This is a genomic window from Archaeoglobus sulfaticallidus PM70-1, from assembly GCF_000385565.1.
Lineage (GTDB): Archaea > Halobacteriota > Archaeoglobi > Archaeoglobales > Archaeoglobaceae > Archaeoglobus_A > Archaeoglobus_A sulfaticallidus.
Window position 1 is genome coordinate 1,459,245 of record NC_021169.1, and the last position, 18,854, is coordinate 1,478,098.

18 protein-coding genes and 1 tRNA gene are annotated in these 18,854 nt (G+C 43.3%); 3 read left to right on the forward strand and 16 right to left on the reverse strand.

Going from position 1 to position 18,854, the window contains the following annotated elements; all coding sequences use genetic code 11:
* Nucleotides 1-57 precede the first annotated feature (57 nt).
* From ASULF_RS07945 to ASULF_RS07995, 11 genes are all read right to left on the reverse strand, one after another.
* Entirely contained in the window at nt 58-1,071 is a 1,014-nt protein-coding gene (locus ASULF_RS07945; RefSeq protein ID WP_144060526.1) for a PAS domain S-box protein, read from the reverse strand.
* Between the two features lie 41 nt (nt 1,072-1,112).
* Nucleotides 1,113-2,132 carry a type II glyceraldehyde-3-phosphate dehydrogenase gene (locus ASULF_RS07950; RefSeq protein WP_015591206.1) on the reverse strand — a complete coding sequence of 340 codons (1,020 nt, stop codon included), beginning with the start codon at nt 2,130-2,132 and terminating at the stop codon, nt 1,113-1,115.
* Nucleotide 2,133: 1 nt separating this feature from the next.
* Nucleotides 2,134-2,319, reverse strand: coding sequence for a CooT family nickel-binding protein (locus tag ASULF_RS07955; protein ID WP_015591207.1), 186 nt, complete (start codon nt 2,317-2,319; stop codon nt 2,134-2,136).
* A 65-nt stretch (nt 2,320-2,384) separates the two neighbouring features.
* Nucleotides 2,385-3,194 (reverse strand): metallophosphoesterase family protein, encoded by an 810-nt coding sequence (locus tag ASULF_RS07960; protein WP_015591208.1) that lies wholly within the window; start codon nt 3,192-3,194, stop codon nt 2,385-2,387.
* A gap of 14 nt (nt 3,195-3,208) precedes the next feature.
* Nucleotides 3,209-4,903 carry an ATP-dependent DNA ligase gene (locus tag ASULF_RS07965; protein WP_015591209.1) on the reverse strand — a complete coding sequence of 565 codons (1,695 nt, stop codon included), beginning with the start codon at nt 4,901-4,903 and terminating at the stop codon, nt 3,209-3,211.
* 54 nt (nt 4,904-4,957) lie between these two features.
* Nucleotides 4,958-6,067: a tetratricopeptide repeat protein gene (locus ASULF_RS07970; RefSeq protein ID WP_015591210.1), complete on the reverse strand. Its 1,110-nt coding sequence runs from the start codon at nt 6,065-6,067 to the stop codon at nt 4,958-4,960.
* Nucleotides 6,068-6,145: 78 nt separating this feature from the next.
* A complete protein-coding gene (locus ASULF_RS07975) occupies nt 6,146-6,805 on the reverse strand; it encodes a hypothetical protein (protein ID WP_015591211.1) in 660 nt (219 codons plus the stop codon).
* Nucleotides 6,806-6,844: 39 nt separating this feature from the next.
* Nucleotides 6,845-7,981, reverse strand: coding sequence for a (Fe-S)-binding protein (locus tag ASULF_RS07980; RefSeq protein ID WP_015591212.1), 1,137 nt, complete (start codon nt 7,979-7,981; stop codon nt 6,845-6,847).
* Nucleotides 7,982-7,990: 9 nt separating this feature from the next.
* Complete coding sequence (locus ASULF_RS07985; protein ID WP_015591213.1) at nt 7,991-9,283, reverse strand: FAD-binding oxidoreductase; 1,293 nt, start codon at nt 9,281-9,283, stop codon at nt 7,991-7,993.
* A 75-nt stretch (nt 9,284-9,358) separates the two neighbouring features.
* Nucleotides 9,359-10,636 (reverse strand): phosphomethylpyrimidine synthase, encoded by a 1,278-nt coding sequence (gene thiC, locus ASULF_RS07990; RefSeq protein ID WP_015591214.1) that lies wholly within the window; start codon nt 10,634-10,636, stop codon nt 9,359-9,361.
* Nucleotides 10,637-10,651: 15 nt separating this feature from the next.
* Nucleotides 10,652-11,701 carry an S-methyl-5-thioribose-1-phosphate isomerase gene (locus tag ASULF_RS07995; protein ID WP_015591215.1) on the reverse strand — a complete coding sequence of 350 codons (1,050 nt, stop codon included), beginning with the start codon at nt 11,699-11,701 and terminating at the stop codon, nt 10,652-10,654.
* A gap of 128 nt (nt 11,702-11,829) precedes the next feature.
* On the opposite strand from ASULF_RS07995, the gene ASULF_RS08000 reads away from it, so the two are divergent.
* The 3 genes from ASULF_RS08000 (at nt 11,830) to ASULF_RS08010 (ending at nt 13,683) form a co-directional block, all read left to right on the forward strand.
* Nucleotides 11,830-11,900 (forward strand) — tRNA-Gly (locus ASULF_RS08000).
* 227 nt (nt 11,901-12,127) lie between these two features.
* A complete protein-coding gene (locus tag ASULF_RS08005) occupies nt 12,128-13,051 on the forward strand; it encodes a LysR family transcriptional regulator (RefSeq protein WP_015591216.1) in 924 nt (307 codons plus the stop codon).
* A 266-nt stretch (nt 13,052-13,317) separates the two neighbouring features.
* Complete coding sequence (locus tag ASULF_RS08010; RefSeq protein WP_015591217.1) at nt 13,318-13,683, forward strand: transcriptional regulator; 366 nt, start codon at nt 13,318-13,320, stop codon at nt 13,681-13,683.
* A gap of 195 nt (nt 13,684-13,878) precedes the next feature.
* On the opposite strand, the gene ASULF_RS08015 is transcribed toward ASULF_RS08010, so the two are convergent.
* From ASULF_RS08015 to ASULF_RS08035, 5 genes are all read right to left on the reverse strand, one after another.
* Nucleotides 13,879-15,000 (reverse strand): MFS transporter, encoded by a 1,122-nt coding sequence (locus tag ASULF_RS08015; RefSeq protein WP_236609673.1) that lies wholly within the window; start codon nt 14,998-15,000, stop codon nt 13,879-13,881.
* Nucleotides 15,001-15,069: 69 nt separating this feature from the next.
* Nucleotides 15,070-15,684, reverse strand: a complete 615-nt coding sequence (locus ASULF_RS08020) for a lysine exporter LysO family protein (RefSeq protein WP_015591219.1) — start codon at nt 15,682-15,684, stop codon at nt 15,070-15,072.
* A gap of 15 nt (nt 15,685-15,699) precedes the next feature.
* Nucleotides 15,700-15,963, reverse strand: a complete 264-nt coding sequence (locus ASULF_RS08025) for a LysO family transporter (RefSeq protein ID WP_015591220.1) — start codon at nt 15,961-15,963, stop codon at nt 15,700-15,702.
* 9 nt (nt 15,964-15,972) lie between these two features.
* Nucleotides 15,973-16,503: a signal peptidase I gene (locus ASULF_RS08030; RefSeq protein ID WP_015591221.1), complete on the reverse strand. Its 531-nt coding sequence runs from the start codon at nt 16,501-16,503 to the stop codon at nt 15,973-15,975.
* A gap of 57 nt (nt 16,504-16,560) precedes the next feature.
* Nucleotides 16,561-18,804 carry a vitamin B12-dependent ribonucleotide reductase gene (locus ASULF_RS08035; RefSeq protein ID WP_015591222.1) on the reverse strand — a complete coding sequence of 748 codons (2,244 nt, stop codon included), beginning with the start codon at nt 18,802-18,804 and terminating at the stop codon, nt 16,561-16,563.
* Between the last annotated feature and the right edge of the window lie 50 nt (nt 18,805-18,854).

Sequence of the window (18,854 nt, forward strand, 5' to 3'; positions counted from 1 at the left end):
ATCTTCTTTTTTACCGATTTTTAAATCTTAAACCTAACAAACCTAACAGACAAGAACTTAACTTTCTCTCAGATACTTTCGGATTTTTTCCGACTGTATCCAACCCTCATCAAGTCTCCTGACGATGGACTCTATTCTGTCGATCTGTTTCAGGATTATGTCTCTTTCCATTCCCTCTAGCCTCATCTCTGCAATTCCCTGAATTATTGCAAGCGGATTTCTGATGTGATCAACCAGAATGGCGAATTCCTCGATGTTTTGATCTATTATTTTATATGCCTCATCTTTCTGCTCCTCGAGAATCTTTCTTTCCGTCAGGTCAGTTAGGGAAAGCACGATTGTTGAAGGATCCTTTTTGGAAATCGATCCAGCACTAACTAGAACATGCCTGATTCTGCCCTTTCTATCGACGAATTTTATTTCGAACTCTCTTGGTGCCTCCTTAGGGTTTTCGTATCTGAGCCTGTTGAACTTCTCCATTTTGTCCAGATCATCTTTGTGGACGAAAAGTCTCCACTCGAGCTTACCCTCAATTTCCTCTTTGGAATATCCTGAAAGCTCTACAAATTTTTTGTTGGCGAGAACAATTCTGTCTCCCTCTACTAAAATCGTAGCATTCCCGGTGTTCTCGAATATTAACATGTACAGCTTTCTTGACCTCTCCAGATCCAGTTCTGCTTTCTTTTTGTCAGTTATGTCCCATGTAAAGTGTATGAAAATCCTTTTGCCGTTGTAAATGTAGTTTGTGGGGTAAACAGCAGATTTAACCCATTTTTCGGATCTATCATCGAAAAGCTCCGCTACACTCGGGCAGTTACACTTCAAAGCCTCATCAAGGGGACATCCGGGAAACCTCTCAACACCATGTATAAGTTGAGGACAGAATTTTCCTCTGGCCTCCTCCAGCCTTAAGTTGAATTCCTGCTCGAATGCAGTATTTACGAGCAAGATTCTGTGTTCTTCATCAACGAGAATGACATAAAATGGTAAAAAGTCGATAAACTCTTTCAGCAATTCAAGATCCATTATGGTTGGATCTCTTGGAGCTTTCGGAGTATCCAAAAGTACCACCTGTTCGCTTAAAATTTGTTAAATAAAAAAATAGAGGTTAGTTAATCCAAAACTCCAATTTTTAGCGTCCTGTTAGTCTCTTTAATGCTCTCCTCTTTATCCATCAGTTCAAGCATAGCCCTTATCGCATCTATGTTCTCCGGAATGACAATCGATTCCTGGTTTATAGCCTGTGTGACATAGACTTCTCCATCCACAACTCCTATAGAATCCTCCCAGACTGCATTCTCGTACAGATCGTATCTGAGTCTGAGATCCCTTGCAAACTCGATTATTTTGGCTGTGGATGTAAAACCATCTTCAGAGTTGAATAACATGATTCTCGGCTCCTCTGCAAATGCGCTTTTGATATCTTCTTCGCTAATATCTTTCTCCATCTCTATTGCTACAGAGTGGACATGCATGATAGTTGTTGGGACCTTAAATGCTGCGGTGATTATGTTTACATCCGGCAGAATCGACTGCACATCCGGGCCGTGGTGGGATGGAAGCTTGATCGGATTTGGTTGTATTCCATTCACAAGACCCTTCTTATCCTCCTTTGGATCAACTACTCTCCTTATCATCGTTGCTCTGACTTTCTTTATTGGAAAGTTCTTCTTTATCGTGTAAATCAGCCTTGTAAGGCCAGTTGTGTTGCAGCTGACAACCCTCACAAACTGCTTGCCCACGGCCTCCTCATAGTTCGCTATCGCGTTGAATGACACTTCAGCAACATCCTTCTTCTCTCCACCCTGAAATATTGCCTTGACTCCAAGCTTCTCGTAAAGCTTCTTGTTCTCAGCCCCAATTTTGTTTGGTGAGCAGTCAACGACTATGTCAACCTCTTTCAGCAAATCCTCAATCGTGCCTTCAACCTCCAAACCCGCAGACTCAAAGACCTTAACCCTGTCCGGGATTGCAGCGTACAGCCTGTATCCCTTCTTTATCGCCATTTTCGCATCGAAATCGGGTTTCGTTTTCGTTACGCCTACAACTTCCATGTCCTTCTGAAGGCTAATCGCATCTGCAACCCTCTTGCCTATCGTTCCGTAACCATTTACTGCAACCTTAACAGCCATTTTACCCCTCCAGCAGGATTTTGTGGTTCTTCATGTCCATTAATTTTATCTTTCCTTTAACTTCCGTCATCTCGCCAAGGAGACCGAATAACTTTACCGTGTCTCCTTCAACCTCGATTCTCACGACATCTTCCATAATTATCTCTTCTTTGCCATCCTTTAAAATAGCAACTTTCGATTCGCACATTTTTAACCCACCAATTACTGTTTTTCTCGAATGCTAAAAAAATTTTCGATTAAGTAAATGTTTAATTATGGAAATAAATAGACATGTCTCCCAAATTTCCTGACAACATCGAATCCATCATCTATGCTTTCCATAAAGTCAATCTCGAGGTACGCAGCATTGGGGTACAGCTTCGATGAGCCGACAGTAACGACCATACCCTTTTGCTCTGCCCTCAGAATCTTGAACGGCTCGTGGCCCCGAACTATTACTTTGAACTCCAGCTGATCGAGAAAGGCTCTGGTTGTTCTCATACCAAAGAAGTAGTACCGACCTCGCTGATAGTTCAGACCATTTTCGTCTTTCTCCCATGGATCGTTCCAGAGCATCTCCATAACAGCATCATCGTCAGGGTTTTTTATCATCTCCTCGGAGAATTCTTCGAAATACTTTCTGCCCATAGTTGGTATTCCACCATGTACGAAAAAGTAGTCCTCTCTGCAAGCACAAACCGGAAGCTTGCTCCATAGCTCTGAAATTTTCTCCAAGATCTCCTCCGCGAACTCGCCGAAGTAGCTCTTGATATGGTATGGAAGATCATGAGGGTAAACATTTCCGCTCTCGTGATTACCCCTCAGCATCACAACATAGCTCTCGTTCATCAGCCTGAGTATCTCGAAGTAAGTTTCTACAGGATACTCCCCTCTGTCTGCGTAATCCCCCAAGAATATGTAGCATTTAGCATCCTTTGAGATTATCTCTCTCAGGGTTTCGACATCAGCGTGAATGTCTCCCACAACAATAGCCTCGCTGGATTCGATTTCAACGCATTTTTTTGGCTTGAGATTGAGTTCTAAAAGTTCGATGAAGTTGTTTGCCTCTATTCTGTGCTTCATACCATCTTGTCACATCATCTTGCACCCTTCATCCCGAACTGTGATTCATATAGCCTACCAACCCTCTCAATGGTATCTGCCTCGCTTATGTCCTTGTCCTCTCTCAGACGAACGAACCTCGGAAATCTCAAAGCATATCCGCTCTCGTACTTTGGACTCTTCTGTATCTCCTGATATGCAACCTCAAAAACATACTTTGGTTTGAAAACAACCTTCTTACCCTCTTCATACTCTATTTCGTTTTTGAACAGCTCTGTCAGCTCTTCCAGATCGTCTTCTGTGAATCCAGTAGCAACCTTTCCTACCGGAAGCAAATCCCCATTTTCAGCAACACACGCAAGCTCGAAGGAGCTTATGAAGTGACTCCTCTTTCCTTCTCCCCACTCCCCAGCGACAACAACCAGATCGAGGGTTTCCATGACCTCCTTTATCTTGAGCCAGTTCTTACCTCTCTTTCCGGGTATGTATAAAGAATCAGGTCTTTTTAGCATAACCCCTTCATGCCCTGCAGCTATTGCTTCGTCGAAGATCTCATGAACCCTTCTGACATCAGAGGTTATTTCCTGCCTTGCCAGTTTTAGGCCGTTGCCATCATCTTTAACAACATTCTCCAGAATCTTCCTCCTTTCATGCAAGGGCAGATCTATCGTCTCTCCGCTGTAGATTTCGTTATCACAGTAAAGGATATCGAAAACCTGAACTGTTATGGGTATCTTTTCTACTGCCTGGCTGATCCTGTGCTTTCTCCTGAACCTTCTGAGTATATTCTGGAATGGGAGCGGTTTTCCATCTTTGATCGCTATGGCCTCTCCATCCAGAATAACTCCACTCTTAACACTCTTTTTGACCATTTCGACGACATCGGGTAAGGCTTTGGTTACATTCTCAAGCCTTCTGGAGTATATTGTTATCCTTCCATCGGCATAGTGTATCTGAACCCTGGTTCCATCGAACTTCCATTCTACAGCAACCCTACCCATTTCCATAACTGCAGACTCAACACTCTCCGCCACCTGTGCGAGCATCATCCTTATCGGAATGTGTGGTTTGATCTTCAGCCTTTTGAGTCCCTCTTCTCCCTCCTTTTTCGCTGTAACAGCAACCTTCCCGAAATCGTTCGTAATCATGTAGGCTCTCTCGACAATATCCGCACTCAGATTGAACGCTTTGGCTATGGCATCTCTCAGTATTCCTTCGCCAACACCGAGCCTCATCTCACCGAGAAGCAATCTCGTTATATACTTCGCCTCGATAGGTGAGGCTGAGGAGAACAGATCCATGAGCATTCTTACCTTCTTCTTCTGACTCTTTTCACCTTTCAGTGAACTCATCGCATCGAAAACCTCTCTGAGATATGCTATCGTAAGCTCCTCTCTGAACAGAATCGTCTGGAGCTTTCTAGAAAGAACTTTTTCAGAGGCCAAACCCAGGTCACCTGTTTCTTTAACTATTTCTTCTATTTCTCTCTTTTTCAGACCTGTTGTCAGCCTTAGAGCCTCATATACCAGCCCAACTCCAATTCCAACCTCTCTTTCATCCCAAGGAGGATATATCCTCCCGGTAAGGAACAAAGCGATGTTGTATATGTCGTCATCACTTTCTATGTTCCTGAGAAAGTTTGCAATTTTTGAAGATAGCTCTATGGTTGATGAGATCTTTTCAAGCTCATCGCAAAATTCCGAAAATTCGAGGAATGTGATACTGCTCATTGCAGTATATATTACTGCAAGATATTTAAATATATTCCGAAAAAATGATAAAAATTAGCTCGCAGAACCTTTCTCTTTTCTCATAAGCCCTTCGTAGATTCTGTTAGCTTCCTCCTTGTACTTTCTGGCTTTCTTCTCATTGCCTACTTCTTTGTAGAAGTCTGCTATGTTGTCCAGGCTGTGGGCGTAGCTCTTCAAGTAAGCTGGGTTTCTCTCCATGAGGTCTTTCTTTATCTCCAGATCCTTTAAAAATGCCTCTTCAGCCTCTTTCAGCCTCCCTGTTTTTTTGTATATGATACCGAGGTTCGTTAGCGCATCACCAAGATAGCTTCTGTAGAACAGATTTCTCTTGGCAAGCTCTTCGAAGATTTCTTTTGCTTCATTAAACTTCTCTTCAGCTTTGGAAAAATCTTTCATCTCTCTGTACATTGCACCAAAGTTGCTGAGGACTATGGCAAGGTCTATTTCCTTGCTCTTGTCTTTCTCAACAACCTTCCTGAAAATCTCTTCAGCCTTTGAGTAGAACTCCATAGCCTCATCAAACTTTTTCTGCTCAGTTTTCAGGGATCCAAGATTGCTGAGTATGTGGGCGAGCATATCATCTGAAAACAGCTCCCTATTTTTGTTTACGAGGTCGTGTGCCTCCATGAGGTACTTTTCAGCTTCATCAAACCTCTCATGCTCTATGCAGAATGATCCGAAGTCGTTCAGGTTGGAAACAAAACCTCTGAGTATCTCATCTGTCATTTCAAGCTCTCTGAATATTCTGTCTGCCTCGGCATAAGCCCTCTCCGCTCTATCAGCCATGTTCATCATCGATAGCGCCTTTGCCGAATTCGACAGCGTTATGGCCTCAAGCTCTTTCAGCCCAAATTTTCTTGCGAGTTTAGCAGAGTTCAGTGATGCTACAGACCATGAGGCCAAACCCTCTCTGCTCATCAGATCGCTGGTTATAAGGGAAAAGTGTGTGAAATAGATGAGCGTGAGTATATCTCTCCATTCTCCATCCAGTTCTTTGACTGCTACGGGCTCCTGCAGTAACTTTTCAGCAACATCTCTGATTCCTTCTGGTGCAGACTTTTGAATTCTCTCAAGAGCCATCAGAGGTAATCCTTTTCTCAGATAGTCAAAAACTTCTTTTTTCAGGGTTTCAAGATCTGTCATATGCAAAGATCAATGGGGCAATATTTAAAAATTGTTCAAAGAAATGCTCAAAACTTTTCCAGACCTGAAGTTTTTCTATCACTCGAGAACAACCGCACCTTTAAGCATGATTTCGAGGACATTCTCAATAAACCTGGCGTTATCACCATATTTCATCGCTTCATTTGAGAATATATCGCAGGAGAAGACCATCAGGTTGTCCTTCCGGATCGCCAGCCTGACATCCCTTCCAGCTTTTGTTATCAGGCCTTCAAGGTATGCTTTCGTGTTTCTATCTCCATGAATTACGACATCCCATCCATCCCCATCGAGGTGATAGGCATTCAGACAACATATCTTTTCAACATCTTTGAAATATGTCTTGGAAAGCATGGAGCTTGCCGATATGATCAGTCTCTCACCCTCGCCCTTTACCTCAAAGTAGTCCTCCATAACGATACCCTTGCTGTTCAACCAGTGAACGGATTTCTTTGACTTTTTCAGAAGGGAATCAGGAGAGGGTTTAACGAGCATGACCTTTATTTTTGACAGGCTTGAAACAGCCGGGATCTCCTCGTTTTCAGGTTCCTTAAGCAGAAAGAAAACATCATATTTGAACTCAGATTTGCTGATCCATGAGAGGTCTGAGCTTAGCATGGATGTAAACTCAACCTCAAAATCCAGAGACATCAAAACCTCCTCGAGCTCCCGGTAGACATAGCTTTCCTGATCGGTGACTATCAGCGATCTGAATTCCATAATTATGCCAGATACGAGTAATATAAAAAACTATCTTGATCAATCTGGATTTTGGAACATAATTTGTGACAGAATCTCCACGATGTCGAATACCTCAATCTCGAACGAGTTTGAACTGCGTAAATGCCTCTTGCAGAACGGGCACGAGGTTATCAGATATTTTGCTCCGGTATCAATAGCTTCCTTCAGCCTCATTCTGGCTATGTTTATTGACAAATCCTTAAACTGTGCCCTCAGACCCCCTCCTGCACCGCAGCACATAGAATTCTCTCTGCTATGTTCCATTTCTACCAGTTCAAAGCCAATAGCTTTTATTATCTCCCTTGGCTCATCATATACACCACTGTGCCTGCCGAGGTGGCATGGGTCATGATAGGTGACCACCTCATGAATGCTATCGAGTTCACCAATAACATTGTTATCCATGACATCTCTGAGGATCTGGGTTATGTGGTAGACCTCTATGTCATAATCAACCCTTTTTTCCTCAGCGATTTTTCTGTAGTCTATCGAAAAGGTTCTGAAACATCCTGCGCATGAGGTGATTATTCTTTCCACGCCCATCTTTTCAAAGATCTTCAGATTCTTCTCGAACATCTTTTCTCCAGCTTTTCTCTGCCCCGTTCTGAAAAGGGTGGATCCGCAGCAGAGCTCATCTCTGCCAAGATGTGAAAACTCAATGTCAAAATGGTTCAGAAGCCTGACACTACCTTCAGCAATGCTTCTCTCCTTGAAGCTAGCTGTGCATCCAGCGAAGAAAATTGTACTGCTGTTTCCTTCAAGTTTTTCATTCAACCACTCCCTAAGAGAGTTATCCTCGCCATAGGGATTTCCGTATGCCAGTATCTTCTCTCCAAATTTTCTGTGAGCTGGTAGCGGCTCTCTTAGCTCAACAATGTTTGTTCTCATTTCTTCCCAGAGCTTTAGCAGCGGTATATCTGTCTGGCAGACATTCTCGCATAACCCACAGGTTGTGCACTTGAAAAAATCCTTCAAAACGTTCGTGTTCATCTCCAGTTTATTTTTCAGAAATGCCTTCATCAAATAGAGTTTTCCCCTTGGAGAAACGCTCTCCCATCCATCGATCTGATATGCCGGGCACACCCTGCAGTAATTGCATTGCGCACATGCCAAAACTTCGTTGATAATCTTGCTGTCAATCCTGCTGTCCATCATTTAGGACACCTATGCAAAAATTTCTGCCAGCTTCATGATTCTGGGCAGTTTACCGGCAGGGAATATCTTTCCGGGATTTAAAAGGTTGTCTGGATCCACACTCTTCTTAAACCTTAGCAACTCTTCGTAATCCTTCAGATACTTCTTGCTCAGATGAGAAAGAAACATTCCAGTCGAATAAGGCTTTCCTGAGAGCTTCAACCCCATTTTAAGCAACTTCATAGACTTTCTCCAGTCCTTGGTAAACCTTCTATCGTTTTCATCGCTTGCGAGAATGATGATCACATTTCCGAGTATTCTGCCACCCTCTTTGCAGAAGTGTATCTGGATTCCGAAATCTCTGCCCTTCAGCTCCTTGCCGATAATCTTGCAATAATTTTCAAGGTTTTCTAAGGGCATCAGGATCTCGGTCATAACAATTGACGGCCACTTTCTCTTAACCCTCATCGGATAAAACCTCTCTTCCCAGAAATCTTTCGCATCAAAACCATTTACTTCAGCCCTGTCTAAGAATACAGCGATTAAAACATCCTTTTCTTCGTAGTCTGAACCTTCAGCCTCGTTTATCATTCTAATATAACCTGAACTGAAGAATACGGCAGAATATGCGTTTAGCCGTTTTATATCATTGAAGTCTTTAATCTCAAGACCAACCGGGATCTTCTCTTTATATTCCATCAGCCTAAGTTTTGCAGAGGTTATAAGCCCTGTGGTTCCCTCCATGCCCACATAGTACTTGAGCTCATTCTCTTCAACAAACCTCAGCCCATTGAAATCGGCAACCTGCAAACGCTCCACACAGTCTTTGATACCTCCAAACATCATGCTGCCTATTCCTACTCCTCCCTGAGCGATCCATCCACCAACGGTGGAGGATAACGCGCTGGTAGGATAAACTCTCAGACTCAACCCTTTTTTGTTGGCTCTCTTCTCAACATCCCACCAGACTGCTCCGGGTTCAGCGATGAAAGTTTTCTCATCCTCATTTATCTCAAATTTATACATCCTTGAAAAATCAACCACTATTCCGCCAAAATACGGGATGACCCCACCATAGCCAGAGGTTGCAGAACCTCTCGGCACTATGGGCTTCGAGTACTTCTTGCTGAGCTTCAATATCTCCAGAACCTCCTCAACGCTTTGAGGTTGCACGATCGCCTCAGCATCCCTGCAGGCAATCTTCTCAATATACTCAGGAAGGACGGAAATATCGTGAGAGTAAACCTTCCTCTCGTGATAATCAAAAGATACACGAGAAAGATTTTTCTTCAAATCGTATTGAAACTTCTCCAGAGTCTCCATTGATTAGCTGTTGGGCTGTAAAATATAAAAGCTTTGATATTTCCAGGATTTAACATTATTAAAGGTTAATGATGGCTAACTGTCAAAAGCGTTCTTTACTATCTTTATCGCACACAGCTCCCCACACATCGAACATGCATCGCTTTTCGACTTTCTTCTTTCCCATACAGCCCTGGCTTTTTCAGGGTCTATGGACAACTCGAACTGTTTCTCCCAGTCAAGATTCTTTCTTGCAAGGGACATCTCGTAATCCCTCTTTCTAGCATGCTCCCTCTGTCCATCCTTGACGAGATCCACTGCATGGGCTGCTATCTTTGCAGCTATAACTCCCTCTCTTACATCCTCCACTGTGGGTAATGCAAGATGCTCCGAGGGAGTAACATAGCATATGAAGTCTGCCCCATGCATCCCGGCAATTGCAGCACCTATGGCAGAGGAGATGTGATCGTATCCGGCAGAGATGTCTGTAACCAGAGGCCCGAGTAGATAGAGCGGAGCATTTTTTGTTACATGCTTCATGGCCCTGACAGAAGTCTCGATCTCATCCAGTGGAACATGTCCCGGGCCCTCAACCATCGACTGAACTCCGGCCTCTCTGCACTTCTCCACAAGCTCGCCAAGCAGAATGAATTCGGTAAACTTGACTCTATCGCTGGCATCGTGAATGCATCCCGGGCGAAATGCATCGCCAAGGCTTATCGTGACATCGTATTCCTTCAGGATTTCAAGCAGGTAATCGAAATTCTCGTAATATGGATTCTCCTTCTGGTTGTGGAGCATCCAACCGATCGTTATTGCCCCACCCCTGCTAACAACTCCGAGCAACCTTTTACTCCTCTTCAACCTCTCTACGCTGTTCCAGTTTACTCCAGCATGGATAGTCATAAAATCAACGCCATCTCTTGCTTGCTTCTCAACGACTCCGAAGAAATCATCTTCATCCATATCAACAACTTTCCTGCAACTCCTCGCCGCCTGATATATTGGCACTGTGCCGAAGGGAACGCTTATAGCATCCAGTATCTTCTTCCTTATCCTGTCCAGATCGCCTCCGGTGGATAGATCCATTATCGCATCTGCCCCATATTTTTCTGCAATAACAGCCTTTTTAACCTCTTCGCCCTCGTTTACATAGTCATCGGAGGTTCCAACATTCGCGTTTACCTTGGTCTTCATGAACCTCCCTATTGCTTTTGGCCTGGAATTCTCTCTCCGAATATTTCTTGGGACTACTACCTCACCTTTGGCAATAAGCTTCAGCAGAAAGTCGAGATCGACCCTCTCATCTCTGGCGACTTCTTTCAACCATTCCGGATGCTTTGAGTTTCTTGCAAGCTCCATCAGGGTCTCCATTGTAATCAATTGATTTCATCGATTGATAAATTCTTTGCTTTTCAGGACTTTTGGAACGCTCTCATCATAGGGTGGGAAGATCACACCTTTCTCTGTTATCAAAGCTGAAACATAGCTCAGTGGAGTAGAATCGAATGCTGGGTTATAGACTTTCACATTTTCAGGAGCGATCCTGCAGTTTTTGCATTTGACATGACAGTATCTGAGCTCATCAGCATCCCTCTCCTCGATAACAACATCGTCCATCTTCTTCTCCCAGTCGAATGTTGTAAGAGGTGCGGCGACGAAGAAAGGTATGCCATGCTCTTTTGCCAGGACAGCAAGAGTATAGGTTCCGATTTTGTTGAAAACACCATCACTGACTATCCTGTCAGCTCCAACTATCACCTTGTCAACCATTCCTTTCTGCATTACTATTCCAGCCATACTGTCAGTTATCAGCGTGACATCGATGCCATCGTTTATCAGCTCCCATGTGGTCAGCCTTGATCCCTGATTGAGCGGTCTCGTTTCACAGGCAAAAACCCTGATGTTCTTGCCCTCGAGCTTTGCACTTCTGATAACCCCCAAGGCTGTACCCCACTCCACTGTTGCTAAGCTTCCAGTATTACAGATTGTAAGAATACTATCTCCATCCTCAATGAGCTTTGCACCAAAGCTGCCCATGAGCCTATTCCTGAAAACATCCTCTTCAGCAATTTTTTCAGCCTCCTGAACTGCCAGTTTCCTTGCTTCTTCAATGCTACTGGCGGCCTTGACCTTTCTCAATACTCTTTCAACCCCAACAGAGAGGTTTACCGCAGTTGGTCTGGCATTTGCGAGAGAACTTGCTCTTTCGGAGACATATTTCAGAAAATCTTCAAAACTATCGAACTCCCTCTCTATGCAAGCCAGAGCAACTCCATATCCTCCAGCAGCCTCAAGTGCTGGAGCACCTCTTATCGATAGTCTTTTGATCGCAGAAACGAGATCATCAACATTTCTGATCTCGAGAATTTCAAGCTCGTCAGGAAGTTTTGTCTGGTCTATCATCTTTATGCAGTTTTCCCAGTAAATTGTTCTCATGAAAATGGAGACTGGATTTTAACTTTTATCTTTTGTGGTTTCTGAAGGTTTGGTGGTCGCATCTGTAATCAATAACCAACAGCCATAACCATAATCTTAATAAACATAAAAATTGAGTAGGTTATAGAGCGGTCGTAGTCTAGTGGCAGGACAGGGGCTTCCCGAGCCTCTAGCCCGGGTTCAAATCCCGGCGGCCGCATGGTTCATATTTAAATCCTTATCGTTCTGATTGTTCACCTGTACTCATTGAGATTTTAATTTCTTCAACAACATTGTGGCCTGAATATAATAATCTGTATTTCTCCAATATTGCTCTCTGCGGCAAAGTTGACTCTCACATACATCATCATCAAGATTCCTGAACAGTATAATAAATCTGAAACAGGTATCTAAAAATTTAAATAAACGATCTGTCATTTCAGAGTAATGAGACTCGACTTCATGAAAACTTTCCTGAAAGTAGTCGAGAAAGGAAGTCTCAAATCCGCCGCAAAAGAGCTTGGAATGTCCATAAGTTCAATCAGTTTTCAGATCAATTCTCTTGAAGAATTCTACGGTGCAAAACTGCTGAACAGGAAAGTGAGTGGTGTGACTCTCACAGAAGAGGGAATCATAGCGATGAAAAATATGGAAACGGTTCTCGGGTTGATTGAAGAGGCTAAAAAGCTAATTGCTAGCTTGAGAGAGGATAAAATAACCATAGCATCTGGAATGGTTGGTTTGAACATTGTCTTTCAACTTCAAACCCTGCTCAAGGCAAAGTATCCATCATTGCAGGTTGAAATTGTTTTAAGAGGTGCTCACGAGTGTTTAAAACTCCTCAATAGGGGTGAGGTGGATTTCACGATAGTTGGGGATTACAGCGATGATGTAGATGACAGCAAATTCCTGATAGAAAAAATCGGAAAAGACTGGTTAGTTTTGATCGTTTCTAGAAACCATCCCCTTGCTAAGGCTGATGAGGTTACACTCGAGGAGGTTGTGAACTATCCAATGATCTTTCTGACAGATGACTATGGAATAACCTCAAGCACGAGGAAAGCTCTGAAAATGAGCGGATATGATGTCAAACCATCTCTCGTTGTGGGAGATTTCTTCCTGAAGATCAACAGCGTTGCCAACAACCTTGGAGTTGCAATAACATCTATGATTGCTGCATCCAAAGCCTATGAAACCGGAATGGTCACAATAAAGCCGATAAAGGACTTCTACGATGAGAGAGATATATACATGATCTCGAGCAAACTATCACAGGACTGCAAGAGGATGAAAGAGTACCATGAGTTTCTGCTCAAGGGTGCGAGAAGACTTTTCGACGAGTTCTACAAGATGTATTTGAAGCTACATTAGTATCATTCTGTTTTACATATTTATTTTGTTACTGTTTATGCTGTTAATTATTTTAATTCATAATCTATGTCAATCAACTGCTTTCGAAAGAAGGGATATTATTTTAATTAGATTCATTTAGAAAAAAGATAATTTCGGGAAAACTCTCGATTTCCAGCTGGTTTTAGGATCTAAAGGATTAAGGATATTTAAATAAATCCGTTAATGGAAAAATATTTATATTGTTATTAGTATAACTTCAGCTAAACAATAAAGAGGTGTAACTAATGGTTGAAGAGCTTACCGAAAAGGAAGAAAAAATAGTTAAACTTCTTTCAGAGGCAGGATTAAACAGGAATATTGCTAAAGTGGTTGTATTCCTCTCTAAAACTGGTGAAGCTATCTCCAGAGACATTGAAAGGGCAGCGAATCTGAGGCAACCAGAGGTAAGTCTCGCAATGAAGGAGCTTAAAGAGTGGGGATGGATAAAAGAGAGAGAGCTTAAGAAAAAAGGCAAGGGAAGACCGCTCAAAAGCTACAAGCTGACATACGATATAAAGGATATTGTTTCAGAACTCGTTAAAAAGAAACGGGAAGAGATCAAGAAAGCTGAAAAGGATCTGGAGGAGCTTGAAAAGCTTGTTGGACTTTAGTCTATCAGGGAATTTAATCATCAATACTTAATCCAATCAATTTACCTTTCTTTTTCCTATTTTTGGTTGACCCATTAATCCTTCATTTTTACTATAAACCAGATAAACGCTAAATGGATTTAACTTAACAGACGATGTTTTTTAGATCTATACTATGTAATCCTGAAAACAGTATTTGGCAATTGTGGATAAGCTTTAGTCCTTATAACCAATCCAGAATATTATCGCTGAACTCACCGAGAGCAGCGATGCAAGGGTAAATGCCATTCTAACCCCATATATCCCACCGCCAAAAACATCGAAGATAACTCCGGATACCACCGGGCCGACAACCCTGCCAAGGCTTTTCGATGCGGACAGAATACCCATCAGCTGACCCATCCCGCCTTTCTTGCCCTCTACTGCCACTATCGCTCCTACTGCAGGAATGCTCATCGCGCTCGTAATTCCAAGCAATACGCTCAAAAAGATAAGGCTGTCGAGAGAGCTAACTCTTGGAAGTGCAAAAAGAATACCTGCTCCAGCTAAAGCGGACATGATTACCGGATATCTGACCCCTACCCTGTCTGATAATCTCCCAAAAGATGGCTGGATCAATGCGGAGATGAAAAGATTGAGGGACACAAGCGAGCCTATTACTGTTGTGCTATAGTTTAGAAAACCGAGGTAGATTGGGAGAAAGCTCAAAATGCTCCCTCTCCCCATTGAGTTTATAAACCTGAAAATAAAGGCTATCCAGAGCTTTGAATTTCTGAAGACTGGCTTTTTCTCTTTTCTTGTTGTAACAGTTTCAGGAAAGCTTATGAAAACCACAAGGAGTGTAAAGAACCCAAAAAAGCTTAAGGACATGAATGTGAGCTTCATTCCAAGAATGTCATTTAAAACACCACCCACTATGGGCCCCGAAGCCATTCCGAGGAACAGAGATTGATTGAACTTCCCGATGAAGAATCCCTCTTTTCCCTTTATTGAAATATCCCCAACTGATGCCATCGCTACGGGAATTATCATTGCTGAGGTTATGCCGTGCAGCATCCTAACGAATGATAGCTGTTCGGGAGTTTTCGACAGGATGTACAGGAAGGTTACAGAAGAATAAAGGAAAAGTCCAAGCAGTATGGTTCTTCTTCTTCCATACCTGTCGCTCAGCATACCGCTTATTGGCAGAAACACCAATCTGGAGAAAGAATAGGCTGAAAAGATCACCCCAATCCATATCCCACTTGCTCCAAGATCCTGAGCGAAAATTGGCAGTAACGGGGTTATTATCCCCATTCCAAGCATGACTATGAAAGCCGACAGAGAGATTCCGAACAAGGCTCTCCTGCTCACTCGGCTGAATTGTTCGGATAGCTATTTAGCTATATCGATTCGCTTTAGCAACAACTAAAGAACCTCAACGAGAATTGAGAGCAGAACCGGAACTATGATCGTAATGAAAAATCCATGTATGAACGCTATTAAGGCCCTCTCGGAATCCGAGAACTTCGCTATTAATGGCAGGGTTGTGTCCATGGTTGTTGCTCCTCCAATAGATATGGCTGAGGTTTTATCCCTGAACTTTGGATAGGATATGAAGGTTAGAACCTCCCTCAAAAAATTGGCACCAAATCCCAGAGCTCCGGCAAAAGCTCCAAGGGTTTTGCTCAGAAATGGTCCTGTGAGGGAATACCACCCCATCCCGGCACAGACAGACAGAGCTATACTCAGAGGTACTTTTAAAATAAGGTGAATAACCAGTCCAGCAATAAGCGATCCTGTTACTGTTCCAACCGCAACCAAGCCACCTAATTTCCAGGATCTCTTTATCTTTTCCATCCTCGATTCCATAAGTCCCATATCCAGACCAATCAGGAAGATAAAGGCTATCAGAACGATCTGCACTATCTCGGATGAGAAAAAATCGATGGTTGTGTAGATACTCTCGGGCATGATATACTCTCTAACATATCCTGTAGTAATGCCGGATGCGAGTATGAGAAGTATCACCGCAACGAACACAACTTCACCTCTAGGTCAGACATACCTCAACAAAACTTTAGAGATCGCATAGCTGAAGAACATAGTTGTGATCGCAAAAACGACTGAGAGCTTCCCCACCCTGCTCATTTCCTCCACATTAAGTGAGCTTCCAATATCGTAGCCGAGAAAGAATATGAGCAGGAAGAGGCAGACCGTTAAAGCCTTTGAGATAAAATCCTTGCTAATTTTGCTCTCACGCTTCTCAATAAAAACCCCAAGGGCAAATCCGGCTATAACGGCAACCAGATACTCAATCAATGTACCACCTTAGCTGAAAATCAGCCTTATGTATCCTATGAGGGGTATCCTGAGTTTTGCAACTCCAACAATCCACTCTTTCTTGACTGGTGATGAGATGATCGGCTGATCTGGAGCGTTGTTGTGATCCCCCTGCGTAACATACCCCGAATGATCGGCAACATACTTCGACAAGTATAACTTATTCCCAATCTTGACGGGAATATGTTCACCTTTCTCCACATAGGCTATAACCCTGTGTATTACAGGAGTTTTGCTCCTGTCCCCATTTGGGTGATAAACTATAACATCTCCATAGTCTCCAAAGGCTTTGTAGTTCTTTTCAACACCCTCCACATAGGTTGTTATACCAACCCTGTCCGGGCTCATGAGTATCACGACATCACCAACATGCATATGAGGTTCCATGCTGCCAGACTCGATAGCGACCATGAAAGGCCAAGTACCTGTTATAAGTATTCCAGCACCTACAATAATACCTACAATAACGAGAGTTGAGATTATTTCCCTGGCAATGCCTATGAGCTTGGAGCTTTCCATGACATCTCAAAAAATATGTGGGTAGTTAAATATATCGTAATTCTCAGTCACACCCAGTCAGCCACACTTTGTATATCCACAACCCTTGCATGTCATGCAACCCTCACTGTATTCGAGAACCCCTCCACAGTCAGGACAGGCATCTCCTGTGATTTTGGTTGATTTCTTTTCGAACTCTGTTAGTGGTTTTATACCTTCCAGATCCACCCTTATTTTTCTGTAATCCCCCTTGAGGTACCTCTCGAGGATCTTTGCAACTCCATCGGCACATGAGGTGATTATCTCATTCTCCTCAAAGCCAATGGATGGACACCTTATTCCCTTGAGTTGCCTTATGATCGCTTCTGGACTCACCCAGCTTCTCAAAGCAATGGATATCAGTCTGCCTATCGCCTCAGTCTGCGATGCTGCACACCCTCCACTCTTGCCAAGCTGAACGAACACCTCCGCTATTCCGTGCTCATCTTCATTTATCGTCACATACAGCGACCCGCAACCGGTTTTAGTTTCAATTGTTCTCCCAATAGTAACTTTCGGTCTCGGCCTTGGTTCTATAAGTGATACTGGCTTCTTTATGTGCACTTTCTCAGCTTCATCTTTCTTTTCTTTCTTTTTAATGCTCAAAACCTGTTCCTCTCTGCTTCCATCTCTGTAAACAGTTATCCCCTTGCATCCAAGCTCATATGCGAGCAGAAATGCCCTCTCAACATCCTTCCTTGTTGCAGAGTTAGGAAGGTTGATCGTTTTGCTTACAGCGTTATCAGTGTACTTCTGAAATGCAGCCTGCATCCTAACATGCCACTCTGGAGAAATCTCCAGTGCACATTTGAAGACTCTCTTCATGCTCTCCGGAATTTCATCCACTCCTTCAAGCGTTCCGTTTTCCACTATCTTCGATAGGATTTCATCGCTGTATAGGCCATTCTCTCTTAAAGTTCTTTCAAGAACAGGATTTATCTCGAAGAACTCCTCGCCATCGAGTATGTTCATTCTCTTATATGCTAGAGCAAACACGGGTTCTATCCCGCTTGAGCATCCAGCTATTATGCTTATCGTTCCAGTGGGAGCTATGGTTGTCGTGGTAGCATTTCTGATCCTTATCCCTCTCTTCTCCCAGACGCTCTCCTTCCAGTTCGGGAAAACTCCCCTCTCTTCTGCGAGATCTTGAGAGGCTTTATGACTTTCCTCCTGTATGAAGCTCATAACCCTCTCAGCAAGCTCGAGAGCTTCTCTACTATCGTAGGGTATGCCCAGCATGAAAAGCATGTCGGCCCAGCCCATCACGCCCAGCCCAATCTTTCTGTTACCTTTCGTCATTTCCTCTATTTCCGGGATTGGATAATCGTTAACATCTATTACATCGTCCAGAAATCTAACAGCAATGTGCACAATCTCTTTCAACGAATCCCAGTCAATATCTCCATCTTTAACAAATTTAGCAAGATTTATACTTCCAAGATTGCAGCTCTCGTATGGCAAAAGCGGCTGCTCACCACATGGGTTTGTGGACTCGATCTCACCAATATGCGGGGTTGGATTGAATTTATTAACAGCATCTATGAAAACCATCCCAGGTTCGCCGTTCCTCCACGCTCCATCAATGATCATGTCGAATATCTTTCTTGCGGGAACTCTCCTCACGACCTCTTTGGTTCTGGGGTTGATTTGCTCGTATTCCTTGTCTTCAATAACAGCCTTCATGAACTTGTCCGTTACAGCAACACTTATGTTGAAGTTTCTCAAAACTCCCTCTTCTCTCTTCGCCGTTATGAACTCCTCTATGTCTGGATGGTGAACATTCAGTATTCCCATGTTCGCCCCCCTTCTCCTTCCACCCTGCTTTATCTGCTCAGTAGCCGAATCAAAGATTTTCATGAAGCTAACCGGACCGCTGGCAACTCCCATTGTGGATTTTACGATATCTCCCTTGGGCCTCAGCCTCGAAAAGCTGAATCCCGTCCCTCCACCGCTCTTCTGAACCTTGGCCATATCTGCTAGAGCCTTGAATATCCCTTCGATGCTGTCATCCACTGGAATGACGAAGCATGCAGAAAGCTGGTGGAGGCTTGTTCCGGCGTTCATGAGCGTAGGAGAGTTAGGCATGAACTGCTGATTGTAAATTATCTCAAAAAACCTCTTAGCCCATTTTTCAGAGTCTCCGTTGTAGTTCTCCTCTGCCTTTGCAATGGCTCTTGCCACCCTCCAGCACATCTCCTCTGGGGTTTCAATCACATTTCCGTGCTCATCTTTCAACAAATACCTCTTTCTCAAAACAACCTCAGCCGTTCTTGATAGCTCCATGGTTTACCTCCCCATCAATATTGTACTTCAATAAATTTTTAATCTTTCAC

What these genes read in the sequence shown, in the direction of transcription:
- ASULF_RS07950 (WP_015591206.1), bottom strand. Translation starts at nt 2,132, where the DNA reads ATGGCTGTTAAGGTTGCAGTAAATGGTTACGGAACGATAGGCAAGAGG.
- ASULF_RS07955 (WP_015591207.1), bottom strand. Translation starts at nt 2,319, where the DNA reads ATGTGCGAATCGAAAGTTGCTATTTTAAAGGATGGCAAAGAAGAGATA.
- ASULF_RS07960 (WP_015591208.1), bottom strand. Translation starts at nt 3,194, where the DNA reads ATGAAGCACAGAATAGAGGCAAACAACTTCATCGAACTTTTAGAACTC.
- ASULF_RS07965 (WP_015591209.1), bottom strand. Translation starts at nt 4,903, where the DNA reads ATGAGCAGTATCACATTCCTCGAATTTTCGGAATTTTGCGATGAGCTT.
- ASULF_RS07970 (WP_015591210.1), bottom strand. Translation starts at nt 6,067, where the DNA reads ATGACAGATCTTGAAACCCTGAAAAAAGAAGTTTTTGACTATCTGAGA.
- ASULF_RS07975 (WP_015591211.1), bottom strand. Translation starts at nt 6,805, where the DNA reads ATGGAATTCAGATCGCTGATAGTCACCGATCAGGAAAGCTATGTCTAC.
- ASULF_RS07980 (WP_015591212.1), bottom strand. Translation starts at nt 7,981, where the DNA reads ATGATGGACAGCAGGATTGACAGCAAGATTATCAACGAAGTTTTGGCA.
- ASULF_RS07985 (WP_015591213.1), bottom strand. Translation starts at nt 9,283, where the DNA reads ATGGAGACTCTGGAGAAGTTTCAATACGATTTGAAGAAAAATCTTTCT.
- thiC (WP_015591214.1), bottom strand. Translation starts at nt 10,636, where the DNA reads ATGGAGACCCTGATGGAGCTTGCAAGAAACTCAAAGCATCCGGAATGG.
- ASULF_RS07995 (WP_015591215.1), bottom strand. Translation starts at nt 11,701, where the DNA reads ATGAGAACAATTTACTGGGAAAACTGCATAAAGATGATAGACCAGACA.
- ASULF_RS08005 (WP_015591216.1), top strand. Translation starts at nt 12,128, where the DNA reads ATGAGACTCGACTTCATGAAAACTTTCCTGAAAGTAGTCGAGAAAGGA.
- ASULF_RS08010 (WP_015591217.1), top strand. Translation starts at nt 13,318, where the DNA reads ATGGTTGAAGAGCTTACCGAAAAGGAAGAAAAAATAGTTAAACTTCTT.
- ASULF_RS08030 (WP_015591221.1), bottom strand. Translation starts at nt 16,503, where the DNA reads ATGGAAAGCTCCAAGCTCATAGGCATTGCCAGGGAAATAATCTCAACT.
- ASULF_RS08035 (WP_015591222.1), bottom strand. Translation starts at nt 18,804, where the DNA reads ATGGAGCTATCAAGAACGGCTGAGGTTGTTTTGAGAAAGAGGTATTTG.